At 50.7% G+C, this 17622-nt stretch carries 14 protein-coding genes; 8 read left to right on the forward strand and 6 right to left on the reverse strand.

The genetic code is table 11. The annotated features are described in order from the left end of the window. The first annotated feature begins 287 nt into the window (after positions 1 to 287). The 4 genes from ACQY8X_RS13695 to ACQY8X_RS13710 all read left to right on the forward strand — a co-directional run bounded on the left by ACQY8X_RS13695 (position 288) and on the right by ACQY8X_RS13710 (position 3760). Complete coding sequence (locus ACQY8X_RS13695; RefSeq protein ID WP_428035699.1) at positions 288 to 902, forward strand: OmpW/AlkL family protein; 615 nt, start codon at positions 288 to 290, stop codon at positions 900 to 902. Positions 903 to 1223: 321 nt separating this feature from the next. Beyond that, entirely contained in the window at positions 1224 to 2312 is a 1089-nt protein-coding gene (locus ACQY8X_RS13700; protein WP_428035700.1) for a methyl-accepting chemotaxis protein, read from the forward strand. Between the two features lie 176 nt (positions 2313 to 2488). Further along, entirely contained in the window at positions 2489 to 2803 is a 315-nt protein-coding gene (locus tag ACQY8X_RS13705) for a cupin domain-containing protein (protein ID WP_428035701.1), read from the forward strand. 117 nt (positions 2804 to 2920) lie between these two features. Beyond that, positions 2921 to 3760 (forward strand): enoyl-CoA hydratase-related protein, encoded by an 840-nt coding sequence (locus ACQY8X_RS13710; RefSeq protein WP_428035702.1) that lies wholly within the window; start codon positions 2921 to 2923, stop codon positions 3758 to 3760. Between the two features lie 13 nt (positions 3761 to 3773). Here the strand turns inward: ACQY8X_RS13710 and ACQY8X_RS13715 are convergent, their stop codons facing one another. The 5 genes from ACQY8X_RS13715 to cysS all read right to left on the reverse strand — a co-directional run bounded on the left by ACQY8X_RS13715 (position 3774) and on the right by cysS (position 9429). Then, positions 3774 to 5549 (reverse strand): ABC transporter transmembrane domain-containing protein, encoded by a 1776-nt coding sequence (locus tag ACQY8X_RS13715; RefSeq protein WP_428035703.1) that lies wholly within the window; start codon positions 5547 to 5549, stop codon positions 3774 to 3776. A gap of 87 nt (positions 5550 to 5636) precedes the next feature. Continuing rightward, positions 5637 to 6335, reverse strand: coding sequence for a hypothetical protein (locus tag ACQY8X_RS13720; RefSeq protein ID WP_428035704.1), 699 nt, complete (start codon positions 6333 to 6335; stop codon positions 5637 to 5639). A 51-nt stretch (positions 6336 to 6386) separates the two neighbouring features. Continuing rightward, entirely contained in the window at positions 6387 to 7298 is a 912-nt protein-coding gene (locus tag ACQY8X_RS13725) for a radical SAM protein (RefSeq protein ID WP_428035705.1), read from the reverse strand. 16 nt (positions 7299 to 7314) lie between these two features. Continuing rightward, a complete protein-coding gene (locus tag ACQY8X_RS13730; RefSeq protein ID WP_428035706.1) occupies positions 7315 to 7980 on the reverse strand; it encodes a TIGR04282 family arsenosugar biosynthesis glycosyltransferase in 666 nt (221 codons plus the stop codon). A 63-nt stretch (positions 7981 to 8043) separates the two neighbouring features. Then, positions 8044 to 9429, reverse strand: coding sequence for a cysteine--tRNA ligase (gene cysS / locus ACQY8X_RS13735; protein ID WP_428035721.1), 1386 nt, complete (start codon positions 9427 to 9429; stop codon positions 8044 to 8046). 313 nt (positions 9430 to 9742) lie between these two features. On the opposite strand from cysS, the gene nifJ reads away from it, so the two are divergent. After that, positions 9743 to 13372: a pyruvate:ferredoxin (flavodoxin) oxidoreductase gene (gene nifJ, locus ACQY8X_RS13740; RefSeq protein WP_428035707.1), complete on the forward strand. Its 3630-nt coding sequence runs from the start codon at positions 9743 to 9745 to the stop codon at positions 13370 to 13372. Positions 13373 to 13590: 218 nt separating this feature from the next. Continuing rightward, positions 13591 to 14124 (forward strand): hemerythrin domain-containing protein, encoded by a 534-nt coding sequence (locus ACQY8X_RS13745; RefSeq protein WP_428035708.1) that lies wholly within the window; start codon positions 13591 to 13593, stop codon positions 14122 to 14124. 67 nt (positions 14125 to 14191) lie between these two features. On the opposite strand, the gene ACQY8X_RS13750 is transcribed toward ACQY8X_RS13745, so the two are convergent. Next, entirely contained in the window at positions 14192 to 15874 is a 1683-nt protein-coding gene (locus tag ACQY8X_RS13750) for a glutamine--tRNA ligase/YqeY domain fusion protein (RefSeq protein WP_428035709.1), read from the reverse strand. Positions 15875 to 16076: 202 nt separating this feature from the next. On the opposite strand from ACQY8X_RS13750, the gene ACQY8X_RS13755 reads away from it, so the two are divergent. Beyond that, the gene (locus tag ACQY8X_RS13755; protein WP_428035710.1) at positions 16077 to 16586 is read left to right on the forward strand and encodes a peptidylprolyl isomerase; all 510 of its coding nucleotides are present in this window, start codon (positions 16077 to 16079) and stop codon (positions 16584 to 16586) included. Continuing rightward, positions 16586 to 17299: a UDP-2,3-diacylglucosamine diphosphatase gene (locus ACQY8X_RS13760; protein ID WP_428035711.1), complete on the forward strand. Its 714-nt coding sequence runs from the start codon at positions 16586 to 16588 to the stop codon at positions 17297 to 17299. Before ACQY8X_RS13755 ends, ACQY8X_RS13760 begins: the two co-directional genes overlap by 1 nt. Positions 17300 to 17622: the final 323 nt, after the last annotated feature.

Consider the following 17622-nt stretch of genomic DNA (forward strand, 5'->3'; position numbering starts at 1 on the left):
AAGACAACACCATGAACCAGTTCGGTTAATACCTGATCCGACTGAGTAATGAAAAAGGACGCTTCGGCGTCCTTTTTATTTATTCTTAGTTTTCAATCAGATCCAGCCAGTAATTTACAATCCTCCCGAATAACCATTCAATGACTACGGATATATTGACCTGGCGCAATAATATTCTCCAATAGCGTTTTCAGCCGCACAACACTGTCATAAATCAATACTTATTCGGCGCAATAAGCGTCAAATGATCGCACTTTTGATCGTTACTTAGCATAAGGATGGTATTGATGAACAGAAAAGCACTCTCCGCATTTATCATGGGCGCATCACTGGTTGCCACAGCAAACTGCATGGCATATGAAGCTGGCGATATGATCCTGAAAGTCGGTGCCGCTAACGTTAACCCCCATATATCGAATAATACAGCCGTAGCAGGCCTGGATGTTGAAGATGATACCCAGCTGGGTATTACCGGCACCTATATGTTAACCAATAACATCGGTATTGAACTGCTGGCGGCCACCCCGTTCAAACATGACATCACTCTTAACGGGGCTAAAGTCGGGGAAACTAAACATCTGCCTCCCACCGTTTCACTGCAATACTACCCTATGGATAGCAGCTCCGCTTTCCAGCCATACATAGGCTTGGGTATCAACTACACCGCATTCTTCTCAGAAAGTACCACCGGTGCACTGGCAGGCACCAAGCTGCAGCTGGATAGCTCATGGGGGCTGGCGGGACAGCTGGGTGTTGATTATTCAATCAATGATCAGTGGCTTCTGAATGCTGCCGTCTGGAAAATGGATATTAACACCGATGTGAAAGTCAATGGCGCCAATCTGGGCGAGCTTGAAATCGACCCGATGGTGTATATGGTTTCAGTTGGTTACAAGTTCTGATAAAACAGATCGGCTCCCATACCGGGGTGAAACCTCACCCCGGTATTGGGTGCACAGCTCTATCATCTCTAGCCGTATCACGCCGCTGTACCGCAATCAGCTATGGCCAGGCTAGAAAAACCTCGAACAGTCATCGTCGTTGCTTATTATTTGCTGACTTATCAGTATGTTATCTTTGGCAGATTCACTTTGACCCGGTTTTAAAATAATGTAAGAATCGCCACACTTTATATACCTGATAGTTGATAGCCTAGATACCAAGAGTCTGATGACTTTGATGGTGCCTCACAATTTTTTATCTTTCCAGGAGAGTAAATCCCTATGTTTGTTAGAGCTCAGCGGTTGGCTGAAACACGCCAGGAAGTAATCAGGCATGAGCAGAACAATGCAGCGCTGCAGCGGGAACTGCATGCTGCGCAAGAGCGAATTGCAATTCTGGAAGCCCAATTACAACAAGCTACGGGTGATAAAGATAACGATATTGGAGTGATGAGAGGTGCGATTCATGGCTTCTCAAAACTCAGCAATATTCGCGAGCGGATCGCATCAATGGCCACTCACCTGCTTGCAGAACGGAATAAGATCCTCGACTCGGCAACGATCTATGATCAATCCGCTTCCAATATGAAGAAACTGGTCGCCGGTCTCAGCGATGTTAATGGTGAAGTCAGTATCATACACGAACAGGTCTCGACTCTTCGGAGTGTTGCTGAAGAGATCACCACGTTTGTCGGCAGTATCAAGAATATTTCCGAGCAGACGAACCTTCTGGCCCTGAACGCAGCAATCGAAGCTGCCAGAGCGGGCGAACAGGGTCGTGGTTTTGCCGTGGTCGCCGATGAGGTTCGTACTCTGGCAAAACGAGCCAGCGAAGCCAGCGGCGAGATTGAAAAACTGGTTGCGCAGATTGATCACAGTACTCAGGAAACAGGCAGCAGTATATCTGAAACACTCAATAGTTGCGGTTCCATGCTGGATAACGCAACTGAAACCAATAGCTCGCTTGAACGCCTGATTAATCACTCTATTTCCATGCATGAAACCATTACCGATGAAGCGATGGCCAGCTTCCTTGAGACGGTAAAAATGGATCATATGGTCTGGAAACAAGAAATATACCACCGCTGGTTAAACAAAGAGCCAGGACATGGACAGGTCGCAGACCACCACCAATGTCGTTTGGGCAGATGGTATTATGAAGGGGATGGTGCCCAGACCTATAAATCAATGCCCAGCTTCGCCTCTCTGGATAAGCCTCATGCAGATGTCCACAAAGGAGGGCTGTTAGCGCTGGAGCGTATTGTCCAAAACGACCTGGAAGGATCATTGGAAGGGATCCGTTTGATGGAAGACGCCAGCGACAAAACCTTCTCTGTACTTGAAAAACTGGGAAAAGAGATCGGTAAGTAACCGGCTTCAAGTGCTGCCATATTTAACAAAGGGTGAGATAAATCACCCTTTTTCATTGCATCAGCCCACACCCTCCAGACGTTATATATCTCCCTGATAGTCTCGGCACTTTGCCATGAAGAATCGCGCAAAATGAACTAATCTTGTGCTACCCGATCCGCAGAGATGAGCGACTAATGCAGAACCTGTTAACTAATATTCCGGCACAGCTCGCCGATGAATTATTCACCACCCTATTAGATAATAATCACCTTAAAATTGAACGTATCGTATCCCGTGGCCACCACTCCCCCGAGGACCATTGGTATGATCAGGATCAGCATGAGTGGATTCTGCTAATTCAGGGATCAGCACAGATCGGCTATCCCGATAGTCCACCGTATGAACTACAGCCCGGTGATTATCTTCATATACCAGCGCACCGACAGCATCGCGTTGAATGGACCTCACCTGCAGAGGACACCATCTGGCTGGCAGTCCATTATGGCTGAATGCTGAACGGCAGACACAGCACTGCAATAGCCCATCGTATCTGATACAATTTTCTGATCATATAGCGATTATTTGTATAACAAAACAATAAAGATAACCATTTCAACGGAACGATAATGTCTGATAATCTGCAACTCCCTCCACTTAATGACAGTATTCTGAGTCTGTCCGGCCGCATCGCCACGCTCACCTTTAACCGCCATGACGTGCGTAACGCTCTGACGGGTACGGGCCTGGTCGACGATATTGTTAATGTTGCACAGTGGGTTAACCGCACACCGGAGGTGTCAGTATTGATTCTCACCGGCGAGGGCAGCGCGTTCTGTGCTGGCGGCAATATTAAAGAGATGAGCGAACGGGATGGCGACCATAAAAATGGCGCATTTGGCGGCGATGTCTATACGGTTCAGGAAAAATACCGTCAGGGCATTCAGCGTATGCCACTGGCGATGAGTGGCATTGATATCCCGGTGATCGCTGCAATTAATGGCCCGGCTATTGGTGCCGGATTTGATCTGAGCTGCATGTGTGATCTGCGCATCGGTTCAACCAAAGCCATGCTGGGTGAAACCTTTGTTAATCTGGGCATCATTCCCGGCGATGGCGGCGCCTGGTTTCTGCAACGACTCATCGGCTATCAAAAAGCAGCTGAACTGACCCTGACAGGCAGAATGATCAGTGCTGACGAAGCAAAAGAGCTGGGCATTCTGCTGGAAGTGGTTGAGCCTGAACAGCTGATGGACAGAGCGATGGAGCTGGCCCGCCGAATTGCAGACAAGCCCCCTCAGGCGTTGCGCATGACCAAACGCCTGCTGAAAACCGCACAAAAGATGGAGCTGCCTGAATTCCTCGAACATTCTGCCCTTATGCAGGGTATCTGTCACAACACCGAAGACCATCTGGAAGCGGTAAACGCCTTTGTGGAGAAGCGTTCCCCAAACTATCAGGGGCGTTGAGGCTTAAAATATTCTAAAGCGCGGACGCCTGCACACTGGCGTCCGCTTTAAACTGCAACGTTGCCAGACGTGAATACAGCTCTGAGCTTTGTAACAGCTCTTCATGACTGCCCATTGCCACCACCCTGCCCTGATCCATCACCACAATCTGATCCGCATGCAGTATCGTTGACAGGCGGTGTGCAATAATTACCGTAGTACGTCCCTGCATCAGCGTATCCAATGCCAGTTGCACCTTATGTTCACTCTCTGTATCCAGAGCGCTGGTCGCCTCATCAAGCAATAGTATCCGACGATCATTGAGAATCGCCCGGGCGATGGCAATACGCTGTTTCTGACCACCGGAGAGTCGTACACCCTGCTCGCCAAGATCGCTGAAATAGCCATCCGGCAGGCGTTCAATAAACTCATGGGCATACGCAGCTTTCGCTGCCGCAATAACCTCTTCCTGCGTAGCATCAGCACGGCCGTAGCGGATATTGTCGATCACATTGGCCGTGAACAGTGCCGGTTGCTGGGAGACCAGCGCCATCTGCTGCCTCAATGCCCGCGGATCAAATGCCCGCAGATCGACCGAATCAAAGCAGACCTGACCTTTTTGTGGATCATAAAACCGCAACAGCAACTCAAACACGGTCGACTTACCCGCCCCGGACGGCCCCACCAGCGCGGTAATAGAACCTTGTTCAAGGGTTAACGAGAAATCCTCCAGAGCCGCCTGATCAGGCCGCGAAGGATAGTTGAAACTGACCGTGTTTAATGAAAGTTTTGCTTTCAGAGTCGCCGCATCGACAGACTTTTCAACCGCACGGTCCGGCGCCTGAATCTGGCTTTCGGCGTCGAGCAACTCCATCAGCCGCTCCGTCGCACCGACCGCTCGTTGCAGTTCGCCATACACTTCAGACATAGTACCGACACCCATAGCGACAATCAGTGCATAAAAGACAAAAGCGCCCAGCTCACCCGCCGTCATCGCCCCGGTAATCACATCATAGCCACCGACCCAGAGCATCCCGGATAGCGCACCAAAGACCAATAAGATCACCAGCGCCATCAGCATCGCCCGTTGGCGAATGCGGTGCTGCGCAACTTTAAATGCACGATTAACCTCGACGCCGAAAGCCTCACTCTCATGACTTTCCTGGGTATAACTCTGCACCGTTTTAATCTGCTGAATCGCCTCACCGGCATAGCTGCCAACATCGGCAATGCTATCCTGACTCTGACGTGCCAGTGCCCGCACCCGGCGACCAAAAATCAGAATCGGTAATAAAATCAGTGGTACACCAGCAACAATAATCAGTGACAACTTGATATTAGTGACAAACAGCATGATCAGCGCGCCGGAGGTGGTTACCAGGCTGCGTAGCGCCATCGAGAAAGAGCTGCCAATAATCGATTGCAGCAGCGTCGTATCCGTAGTTAGCCGTGACATAATCTCGCCACTACGATTGATCTCAAAGAAACTGGGATGCAAACCGATCACATTATCAAACACTGCCTGGCGGATATCAGCGGTGACCCGCTCGCCAAGCCACGACACCAGATAAAAGCGGATAAAGGTACCACAGGCCATCAGCACCGCCATTACAATCAGTACCACGATGGCCTGATTCAGCTGTGTCACAGAGCCTGCCACAAAGCCATTATCAATCACCAGCCGCACCCCCTGGCCGATAGCCAGCGTGATGCCTGCGGTAAATAACAGCGCGATCATAGCGCCTATCCAGTACTTGCGGTATGGCAACATAAATCGCAATAACTGAACCAGCGTTGATAATTTATTCATCAGCAGAAAGTCCGAATGAGTCTCTCTTCAGAGAAGAAGATAAGTAAAATATCTATAAATATCAGTAGAATATGGGGATATGTAAAACTAAAAGTTTAACCATCTGATTTTCAACAACAGCCATAGCTGCGGTAGTGCCTGTCTGACCCAGTAGAACTGATACTTCAGTGTCAGCCTCCCCCAGCCAGTGGTCGAGTACTTGCGTGCACTGGTGGTTAGCACAGCGCCGACACGGGCTAACCTGATACTGTTTTGATGGGCACGCCAGATAAACAGATGATCCTCACCATACACTGCTTCGACCGGATAACCCGCCAGACGTTCAAATTGCGCGACAGAAACACAGAAACCCTGATCACCAAATGGCAAACCTAAGAACCTTGAACGCAGATTAGCACCCAGACTGTTAAGCCACATCGGCCCATTACCATCAGACAGAAACCGCAGATCAAAATAGTGCAACGCATCCGGTTGTCGCGTCAGACTCTGATTCAGCATCTGCCATTGGGTGTTAGATAGTCGGCTGTCGAGGTGCAGAAACCAGATAAACCCGGTTACCACCCGCTGCGCACCGGCATTCAACTGCCGGGCACGACCCGCTGCAACGGTTAAGGATTCAATCTGATCACTGACGGGGAGTTGCGCCATAAGATGTTCTGAGGCGGGACAAAACACAAAGATGATCTTTTGGCTGTACTGCAGACAGGCGAGTTGTCCGATCATCGGCTGCAAGCTGGTTTCAGCCGGGCCTACAGGGATAACGACTGAGATATTATGCTTATGCATCTGAGCGCTCATCACGCTTTATATAACGCGAGATACACAGTGAAGGTATGATTAAGTTTCGCTGCATGAGGCGCCATATTTGAAACATGAAAAACAGCGATGATGCTTCATACTGATCTGCTGTTCCAGCGCCTGACGCAGGTCACTGCCCAGATCATATTCCGGATCATCGTCCACCAGCGTACAGGCGTAGATTCGCATCCGGCCATTTTGCTTCACCACCATCTTACTGAACGCGCACATAAAGCTGTTACGGGTCTCTTCCGTATGATAATGAGTCATGCAATGGGTGGTGATATCCGGGCCGTGCCCATGGCTACCGGGGGGCAGAAAGTCAGGAAAAGCGACAAACTTAGTATCTGCAGGCAACCCCCGGGACACCAGCATATCCTGGTATAACTGCTCAACTTCCACAGCATTCTCTTCTGCACCCATATGCCGCGCTACCGACACCTGAAAGCCCATATCATATAACGCTTTCATCCCCTTCAGCGCAAGATCAAACATCCCCTCACCCCGCCCAGCATCATGTTCAGACTCGAGATGTGAATCGATGCTGACACGAAAACGTACCGGAAACCGGCTTTGTAACAGCGGCACCAGTTGATGCAGACGTTTTTGCAATGCATCGGTACCATTAGTCAGCACCAGGCAGGGAGCATGCTCAGATGCCAGCTGGAGAATTTTCACCAGATCTTTCGCCAGAAAGGGCTCTCCTCCGGTGAAGGAAAACTGTTCGACACCGAGATCCAGAGCCTGATGAATATAGGGTTCAACATCCCCCAGTTTCACCAACCCAAGCCGCTGATCACCGGGGCCTGAGCCCTCCAGACAGAAGCCACAGCTGAGATTGCAGGCGGTTCCGGTATGAAACCACAACTCTTTCAGCAGATGAGGGCGAATATAACCCCGATCAGAACCATCAGCTGTTGTATACCAGTCACGGCTGCGAATCAGCTCCATATCAACTCCTTACCCTTTACCCCAGTAGCGTTTGTATTAGTTTCAGCAACTGTTGCCTGGCGGGGCGGGAATCATGCGGTAATGAATCCAGCAACCGGCGCAGATCAGCTTCAGTATCGACATCATAACCTGCGGAGCTGAAAGCAACCTGAAAACCGGACGCATTGCAGGCACTGGCAAGCTGGTCACCTAACTCAGGGGTACTCCAGGACAGGTTATCCAGTTCCGGCCAGGGATAGTTACCGCCCATTGCGGTAACACCACCATCCTCAGCGGGTGAAAGAACAATATCATGTCGCTGTAATAACTGCTCAAACTCTGTATAGCGCTGTGGTGTATGCTCCGGTGCATCGGTGCCAATAAACAGCAACCGGGAGGCACCCTGCTGGCGCAACAACTGATCGACATAATTAAGTTTCGCACCTAAACCACCTTCACACTGGGGCACCACCTGATAATGGTCACCCAGCAACAGGTCGTCTGCCCAGTCACGATCAGCTTCACTACCGGGGGAAAGCACCACAGGGCCTGGCCAGCTGCGTGAATCTTCGAGCGCGCAATCGAGCAATGCGCAGGCAACCTGATAGGCGGCATCTTTGCCCAGGGTGGCTGCTATCCGCTGTTTACCCTGACCGTGTAATGGCCGTTTGCAGAAGATAACCAGTGTGGTCTGTTGATTCATTCACTCTGTCCTTACACATAAAAAAGGCAGCCCACAGCTGCCTTAGAAAAAGCGATTTAGGCGTTAGCCTTCACGAAACCAGGTGGTGCCTTCGCGGCTGTCTTTAAGGATTATGCCTTGCGCCACCAGATCTTCACGAATCTGATCAGCGGCAGCAAAGTCTTTGGCTTGCTTCGCATCAGCACGCTGCTGAATCAGCGCTTCAATCTGCTCTGGCGTAATCTCTCCGGCTTTGCTTTCACCCTGTAAAAACGCTTCGGGTGACTGCTGTAACAGCCCAAGAATACCACCCATTTGCTTTAACTGAGCGGCCAGTGCCGGTGCTTTCGCCTCCCCGGCCCGTGAGGCAGAGTTGAGTTCATTAACCAGCTCAAACAGGACCGCCAGGGCTTTGGGGGTGTTAAAATCATCATCCATCGCCGCATAAAAACGCGCTTCGTAGTCGTTATCCAGATCTCCAACAACCGCTTCAACACCATTCAGCGCCTGATAAAACCGCTCCAGCGCACTGCGCGCCTCTTTCAAACTGCTTTCGGAATAATCGATATAACTGCGATAGTGTACGGAGGAGAGGAAGTAACGGACTACTTCGGCATCATATTTTTCCAGCACATCGCGGATAGTAAAGAAATTACCCAGCGACTTGGACATCTTCTCAGCATTTACCCGCACCGCCCCCGCATGCATCCAGGTATTAACAAATTTAACCCCATTCGCCGCTTCCGACTGAGCGATCTCATTCTCATGGTGTGGGAACGGCAGATCCGGTCCGCCTCCATGGATATCGAAGGTATCACCGAGGCAGCATTTAGACATCGCTGAACACTCAATATGCCAGCCGGGACGACCTGCCCCCCAGGGGGATTCCCAACTGACTTCACCCTCTTTGGCAGCTTTCCAGAGGACAAAGTCCAGCGGGCTCTCTTTGGCATCCTGAACCTCTACCCTGGCACCGGAGCGCAGCTCATCGATATTTTTATTGGTCAGTTTGCCATAGTCGGCAAACTTTTCGACCCGGTAGTAGACATCACCATTGGCGGCAGCATAGGCATAGCCTTTTTCGATCAGCACCGCGACCATGTCGATAATATCCTGCATATGGCCAGTCGCACGAGGCTCCCGGTCGGGGCGCAGCACACTCAGCTTATCTTCATCTTCATGCATCGCATCTATCATACGATCCGTCAGCTGATCCGGACGCTCGCCATTCTCAGCCGCCCGCTTAATGATTTTGTCATCGACATCGGTGATATTACGGATGTAGGTCACATCCCAGCCACGCGCCCGCAGATAACGGGTAATCACGTCAAATGCCACCATCACCCGAGCGTGTCCGATATGACAGAAATCGTACACGGTAATACCGCATACATACATGTTGATCTTGCCCTCTTCCAGTGGCTGAAACGGGGCTTTCTCTTTCGTCAGGGTGTTATAGATCTGCAACATCGGAATTCGCTTATGACTCTGGCTTAGGTGAAGTTCAGTGAAAAACAGGCTGACCATTATAGAGGAAACCGCAGCGGAATTAACAATCTGATTAAAATTACTTTTCAGAGCCCCCACCAGGCTTTTATTACTCTCAAAATGAGGCATCCGGCGGTTGATCCAGAACAGTTTCTGCAACGATTCATGCCACAATATCCTTCATAAGGGTAAAGCAACCCATATTGATAAGAGTAAACTAATATAGTTAGTAGTCATTGTAGCTGCAGTTGTATTTAGATTTATTTGTACAGACAGCGTGTCCAGGAGTATCACCATGAACAGCCCTGTTAACAGAAGCAGACAAACCCGCATGATGGATGGCAACGAAGCCGCCGCCTATATTGCCCACCATCTCAACGATGTTATCGCTATCTACCCGATAACGCCCGCATCACCGATGGGTGAGATGAGTGACAGCTGGAGCGCTGACGGCGTCAAAAATCTCTGGGGGGTGGTGCCCGATGTGATCGAATTACAAAGCGAAGGGGGCGCTGCCGGTGCCGTTCACGGCGCACTGCAGGCTGGCGCAAAAACCACTACCTTTACTGCGTCACAGGGCTTGCTGCTGAAAATCCCCAATATGTATAAGATCGCCGGTGAACTCAGTCCGACGGTGTTTCATATAGCAGCCCGTTCACTGGCAACCCACGCACTGTCAATCTTCTGTGATCACAGCGATGTGATGGCCACCCGGGCAACTGGCTTTGCTATGTTGTCATCCAACTCGGTTCAGGAAGTGATGGATATGGCCACTATCGCCGAGATGTCTACCCTGCAAGGACGGGTGCCGGTATTGCACTTCTTTGATGGTTTTCGCACCAGCCATGAAGTCAGCAAAGTAGAAGTGGTCAGTGTCGAGATGCTGCAGGAGCTGATCGATATGGAACGGGTACGGGATTGCCGCAACCGGGCACTCTCTCCCGATCATCCGGTGGTGCGAGGCACCTCGCAAAACCCGGATATTTTCTTCCAGGCACGGGAAGCCTGTAATCCCTATTACGATGCTTTCCCTGAGATCGTGCAACAGGCGATGAACCGCTTTGCCGAGGTGACCGGACGGCAATATCAGCTCTATGAATATGAGGGGGCTGAAGATGCAGAATCGGTCATTATTCTGATGGGTTCCGGGGCTGAAACCGCCAGTGAAACTGTCGATTTTATCAATCGCAACGGCGGCAAGACCGGGGTGTTGAAAGTCCGCCTGTTCCGTCCCTTTGACGCTGCCCGGCTGCTCAGTGCCCTGCCTGACAGCGTAAAGCAGATCGCGGTGCTCGATCGCACCAAAGAGCCCGGCGCTGATGGCGAGCCGTTGTACAAAGATATCGCCACGGCGTTTATGCAATCCATTCTGTCAGGCAAGCTGTCCGCCGACAAACTTCCCAAGCTCCTGGGTGGTCGTTTTGGTCTGTCGTCAAAAGAGTTTACTCCCGCGATGATTCGCGGCGTATTCGATGAGCTGGCCAAACCACAGAGCAAAAACCTGTTTACCGTGGGTATCGACGATGATCTGACCCACACCAGCATCAGCTATGACCCTCACTTTATCACCGATGCCCATAACGATGCCTATCAGGCGGTTTTTTATGGTCTGGGTGCCGACGGCACCGTCAGCGCCAACAAAAACAGCATCAAGATTATCGGTGATCTGGACGGTTACTATGCTCAGGGACACTTTGTCTATGATTCTAAGAAATCCGGGGCGATCACTGTTTCTCACCTGCGCTTTGGCCCCCATAAAATCCACTCGGCTTATGAGATACAGGAGGGACAGGCCGATTTTGTCGCCTGCCATCAGCCACGTTTTCTCAGCCTTTATCCAATGCTGGAAAAAGCCCGCCAAGGTGCCGTGTTCCTGCTTAACAGCAGTGCTGCACCGGATGAACTCTGGGACACCCTGCCCGAAACCGTCCAGCAACAGCTGATCGAAAAGCAAATCCGTCTGTTTGCTATCGATGCTTACCGGGTAGCGACTGAGTGCGGCATGGGTAAGCGGATCAACACCATTATGCAGAGCTGTTTTTTTAAGATCTCCGGCATTCTGCCGATTGAAAAAGCGACTGCACTGATCAAGGCAGCGGTGGAAAAATCCTATAGCAGCAATCCGAAAGTGGTTGAACTTAACCTCAACGCAATTGATGCCAGCCTCAGCCAGCTGCATGAGATACAACTGCACGACAAAGCCACCAGCCGGATTCCGATGCATGAACTGAGTGCGACCAGAGCCAATGATTTTGTGCGCCAGCTGACCGCTGAACTAATCGCTGGTCATGGGGACAGTATTCCGGTCAGCGCCCTGTCCGCCGATGGCACCTGGCCCACCGGCACCACCGCGTTTGAAAAACGGGATCTGGCGACTGAACTGCCGCTGTGGGACGAGGATCTCTGCACCCATTGTGGTAAGTGTGTGCTGGTATGCCCCCACAGTGTTATCCGCAGTAAGATCTTTGATAAATCATTGTTAGAACAAGCGCCTGACGGTTTCAGAGCGGTGCCGGTTAAAGGCGCCAAGGATTTCCCTGAAGACAGTTTCATCAGCTATCAGGTCTCTCCTTCTGACTGCACCGGCTGTACTCTCTGCGTTGATATCTGCCCGATTGTTGACAAGCAACACCCGGAGCACAAAGCGATCAATATGGTGCCAAAGGAGCAGACCTTTGCTGTTGAAACCGATAACTGGGAGTTTTTCCTCTCCCTGCCGGAGTTTGACCGCACCACACTGAAAAACGCCACGCTCAAAGGCTCAATGGTATTCCAGCCGCTGTTTGAGTTCAGCGGTGCCTGTTCCGGCTGTGGTGAAACCTCCTATATCCGTCTGGCCAGCCAGTTGTTCGGTGACCGGATGCTGGTCGCCAACGCCACCGGTTGCTCATCAATCTATGGTGGCAACCTGCCCACCACTCCCTGGACTAAAAACCCGGATGGCCGTGGGCCAGCCTGGAATAACTCATTGTTTGAAGACAATGCTGAGTTTGGTCTGGGGATGCGGGTCGCTCTGGATAAACAGAAAGACTATGCGATCATGCTGTTAACTGAATTAAAGGATCAGCTCGACCCGGAACTGGTCAACAGAATTCTGACTGAAACTGAAGCCGATGAAGCCGGTATCGAACATCAGCGCCAGTCAATTGATCAGCTTAAACTGGCACTGGATGGCCTCAGCGACCACTCGGAGATTGGCGCAAAAGCGATAGAACTGCGCCATCTTGCCGACCAGCTCAGCCGTAAGAGTGTCTGGATTATCGGCGGTGATGGCTGGGCGTATGATATCGGCTTTGGAGGTCTCGACCACGTACTGGCATCCGGACGCAATGTTAACATTCTGGTGCTGGATACCGAGGTGTATTCCAATACCGGTGGCCAGACATCGAAAGCAACACCGATTGGCGCAGTGGCTAAGTTCTCCGCTTCCGGCAAATCGGTTGCGAAAAAAGACCTGGCCCGCATCGCCATGGACTACGAGCATGTCTATGTGGCCCATGTGGCTTATGCTGCCAAAGACGTTCAGACCCTGCGGGCATTTCTCGAAGCGGAGTCCTATGATGGCCCGTCACTGATTATCGCCTACTCCCCCTGTATCGCTCACGGCTTTGAGATGAAGGATAACCACCTGCATCAACAGCTTGCTGTGGATAGTGGCCATTGGCCGTTGTTCCGCTATGACCCGCGTCTGGCAGATCAACATCAGAATCCGCTGAAAATGGACTCTAAGCCACCCTCTATTCCCTATGCGGAGTTTGCCCGCAGAGAGACCCGCTTTAACTCTTTACTGAAACTCCACCCGGTTGAAGCGGCAGCGTTTCTGGAGAAAGCGCAGCATGATGTCAGCGAACGCTACAAACGCTATCAGCAGATGGCCGAGATGGATTGGGAAGAGGCGTCTGTTCCAGTAACATCCGCTGAATGACATCAGCCAGCCCTCTGCCAACCGGGCCCACCTGTAAGGGGTGAGCCCGGCCCATAAAATGATACAAAATTGATCGTCGTCATTACATATCCGTAACACAAAGCATAGTATTGATGGTTATTACGCTAAGGCTTTCCAATCAGAACTCCTGTTAATTGCTATTTACTGTTAGCTGTGTGGCATGGAAATGATCCCTGCCTGCACTCAAAGGTGAACTCATGAACACAACACCCGCCAATCCAACCGATGACTTTTCCCAATGCCATGTCAGTATCATTGAGAACTTTAAACAACTCCGTGAGCTGGGAATGTCAGAGATAACCGATCCGGTTCAGCCGGAAACCCAGGCTATCGCTCAAAAGCTGCTCGACTTCTACCATGAGGTGGTACTCAACCACCATCATGAAGAGGAACAGGAGCTATTTAATATCGTCATGGACTGTGCCAGCCCGGGGTCTGAACTGGTACAAACCAGCCAGATGGTAAAACGGCTGACTGAGGAGCACCGCCACCTGGAAAAAGAGTGGAAAAAAATTGAAGGGGATATCAAAAAACTGGCGAAAGGTCAGTTTGCCCGGCTGGACAAAGAGGCGTCGGTAGGAATGGCTGAACACTATCTGCTGCATGCTAAATATGAAGAATCATTCTTCCTGCCACTATCAGCTGAAATTCTCAAGAATACCGATCTTGAATCGCTTGGGCTGAGCCTGCATACCCGGCATAACCTGCATAAAACGCCCTGCTATATCTGATACATACATAAAAAAACGGCTACCCCTGGGTAGCCATTTTTTTATTTCATGAGGGTTGTCCCGCGCACTATTTTTTCCAGGTATCACGCAGACCGATAGTCTTATTAAATACCGGTGTCTCTGGCGAGTGCTCGTAACGGTCGGCAACAAAATAGCCCTCACGTTCAAACTGGAACGCAGTTTCCGGTGCGGCATCTACCAGGCCAGGCTCTACCCAGCAATTATCAATCTCACTGAAGGAATCCGGATTGATGTTGGCAAGGAAATCCCCATCGCCTTTATCAGGAGACTCAACATTGAACAGACGATCATAGACGCGAACTTTCGCCTGCTTACCCTCAGTCGCTGACACCCAGTGCATTACACCGCGTGGTTTGATGCCCTCTTCAGGATTCTCACCCACCGTGCCCGGCAGCAGCGATGCGTGAACTTCAATAATCTCACCGGCATCATCTTTAACAAAGTCTTCTGCTTTAATCACATAAGCACTGCGCAGACGCATATAGTCGCCCGGCACCAGCAAACGGAACTTCTTGCGGGACAGGGTTGAGTCTTCACTGAAATCGGCGCGATCGATATAAAGCTCACGGGTAAACGGCAGTTCACGGCTGCCCATCTCTTTCTGCGGATGCACCGGAGCGCTAAGCATCTCGACCTCACCTTCAGGGAAGTTGGTAATGATCAGCTTCAGCGGATTCATCACACACATAGCCCGCGCCGCATTGTCGTTCAGGTCTTCACGGATAAAAAACTCAAACTGCGCCATATCCACAGTACCATCGGTTTTGGATACCGCCAGACTGTCACAGAAATTGCGTACGGCTTGCGGGCTATAGCCGCGACGGCGCATCCCCTGAATGGTTGGCATCCGTGGATCATCCCAACCATTCACGTGGCCTTCATCAACCAGCTGTTTCAGCTTACGTTTGCTGGTCACCGTATAATTGATATTCAGACGACCAAACTCATACTGACGCGGAACACTCGGCACCGGCAGGTTTTCAATAAACCACTCATACAGCGGTCGATGGTCAGCAAACTCAAGGGTACAGATCGAGTGAGTCACCCCCTCGATTGCATCTTCCTGACCATGCGCAAAATCATAGCTCGGGTAGATGCACCACTTGTCGCCAGTCTGGTGATGGCTTTGCTTACGAATACGGTAAAGAATCGGGTCACGCAGGTTCATGTTAGGCGATGCCATATCAATTTTGGCCCGCAACACCCGGCTTCCCTCATCAAACTCGCCGTTTTTCATCCGCTCCAGCAGCTCAAGGTTTTCCTCTGCAGAGCGCTCACGAAACGGGCTATTCTTGCCCGGTTCTGTCGCCCAGCCCCGGTACTCACTGGCTTGTTCCGGGCTAAGGTCACAGACATAGGCTTTACCCTCTTTAATCAGGTGCTGAGCCCAGGCATAGAAGGTATCGAAATAGTCAGAGGCGTAACGCACATCCCCGGCCCAGTTAAAGCCCAGCCAGCGCACATCGTCCATAATGGCATCGACATACTCCTGATCCTCTTTACCCGGATTGGTATCATCAAAACGCAGGTTACATTCACCGTTATACTTCTCAGCGGTGCCAAAGTTGAGGCAGATCGACTTAGCATGACCGATGTGCAGATAGCCATTCGGCTCTGGTGGAAAACGTGTTACCACCTTTTCCAGTCCCTGCTGCTGGTCCTGTTCGATAACCTGATGAATAAAGTTAGTAGGTTGTTTAACAGTATTGCTGGCGTCGTTGTTGCTCATAGAGGCGTCTTAAAATCCGTTTGAAATCAAATAGGCCAACATTATAGACAGATGCCCCTCATACAACCATAAGTAAGCCGAAATTAATCAGTTAGTTATCGGATTAATTCTTTAGTATAATGACGCCCATTGATGAGATACAAAATTTATAAGACAAACTTACTAGACAAAAATATCTAGTAAAAACAAAGGGATCGTAAGCATGATCGTACTGCACACTAACTTTGGCGATATCACGATTGAACTGGATTATGAAAAAGCGCCCAAGTCCGCAGAAAACTTCGAAAACTATGTTAAAGATGGCTTCTACGATGGCGTGATTTTTCACCGGGTCATCGATGGTTTTATGATTCAGGGTGGCGGCTTTGAACCTGGCATGGTGAGTAAGAAAACCTCCGGCAGCATCGAGAACGAAGCCGACAATGGTCTGCAGAACAAACGTGGTACCCTGGCAATGGCCCGTACTATGGATCCCCACAGTGCATCTGCTCAGTTCTTTATCAATGTCAGCGACAACACCTTCCTTGACCACACAGCAAAAACCACCGAAGGCTGGGGTTATGCAGTGTTTGGTAAAGTGACTGAAGGTTTGGATGTCGTCGATAAGATCAAAGGAGTTTCCACCACATTCCGCAGCGGCCATCAGGATGTTCCCGCTGAAGATGTGATCATCACTTCAGCTGAAATTGTGGAAGCAGATAGCGCCGAATAATGCGTACACTGTTTATATCCGATCTTCATCTTCACAGCGGACGCCCGGATCTTACCCGGGCGTTACTGCATTTTCTGGCGACCACGGCAAAAGAGTGCGACCAGCTCTACATACTGGGTGACCTGTTTGAAGCCTGGATTGGTGATGACTTTATCCCTGACGACCTGCAACCGGTTGTTACTGAATTAAGCACCCTCTCCCAATCAGGCTGTAAGCTATTCTTTCAGCATGGCAACCGGGACTTCCTCATCGGCAGCAGCTTTGCAGAACTGACCGGCGTTCAGATTCTGGGCGATAGCGAGGTTGTTCAGCTGGCATCCGGGCCTGCACTACTGATGCATGGTGACCAGCTGTGTACCGATGACCATGCCTATCAGGCGCTGCGGCAGCAGTTGCGCAATCCGCAATGGCAGCAAGCGGTGCTCACCAAGTCAGTGGAAGAGCGGCTGGAGATGGCCAGACAGCTGCGCATGGCCAGTGAAACCCAGACCGCAGGCAAGAGCACCGAAATTATGGATGTGAATCAGCAAGCAGTGCTGGCCGCGATGGCCGGATCAAACTGTAACCTGCTTATCCATGGTCATACGCATCGCCCGGCAGTGCACTTACTTGAAGGGGGTAAGCGGCGCATAGTCCTTGGCGACTGGGATAAGTCTGGCTGGTATCTGGAAGCATCAGAACAGGGTGAACAATTGATCCAGTTCGATCTTTAATAAACATTATTATTAATCGACATATCAGTTTCTGTTATTGATGCTTCACCTCTCCCCCCGATTACACCCAGCATCTCATCAACGTTTATCCCTGTTCCTCTCCGGCCGCGGTAGCACTTTTCATCGCTCAAAAATTATGTGAGGATTGATCAGGAGACTGTCGACAGACACCTCCAACAGATCTGTAAAGGCAGCCGATAACGCTGGTAGCATTCCATCTGCGGCCTGTGCACTCATTCCGATATACGTCTGTTCGACCTGCAGCACTCTGCACCGCTGGCGTATTTTTTGCTCGCACTTTCACCCACAGCGACTCAGAACGC

Origin of the sequence: Amphritea sp. (assembly GCF_050300915.1) — a bacterium.
GTDB lineage: Bacteria > Pseudomonadota > Gammaproteobacteria > Pseudomonadales > Balneatricaceae > Amphritea.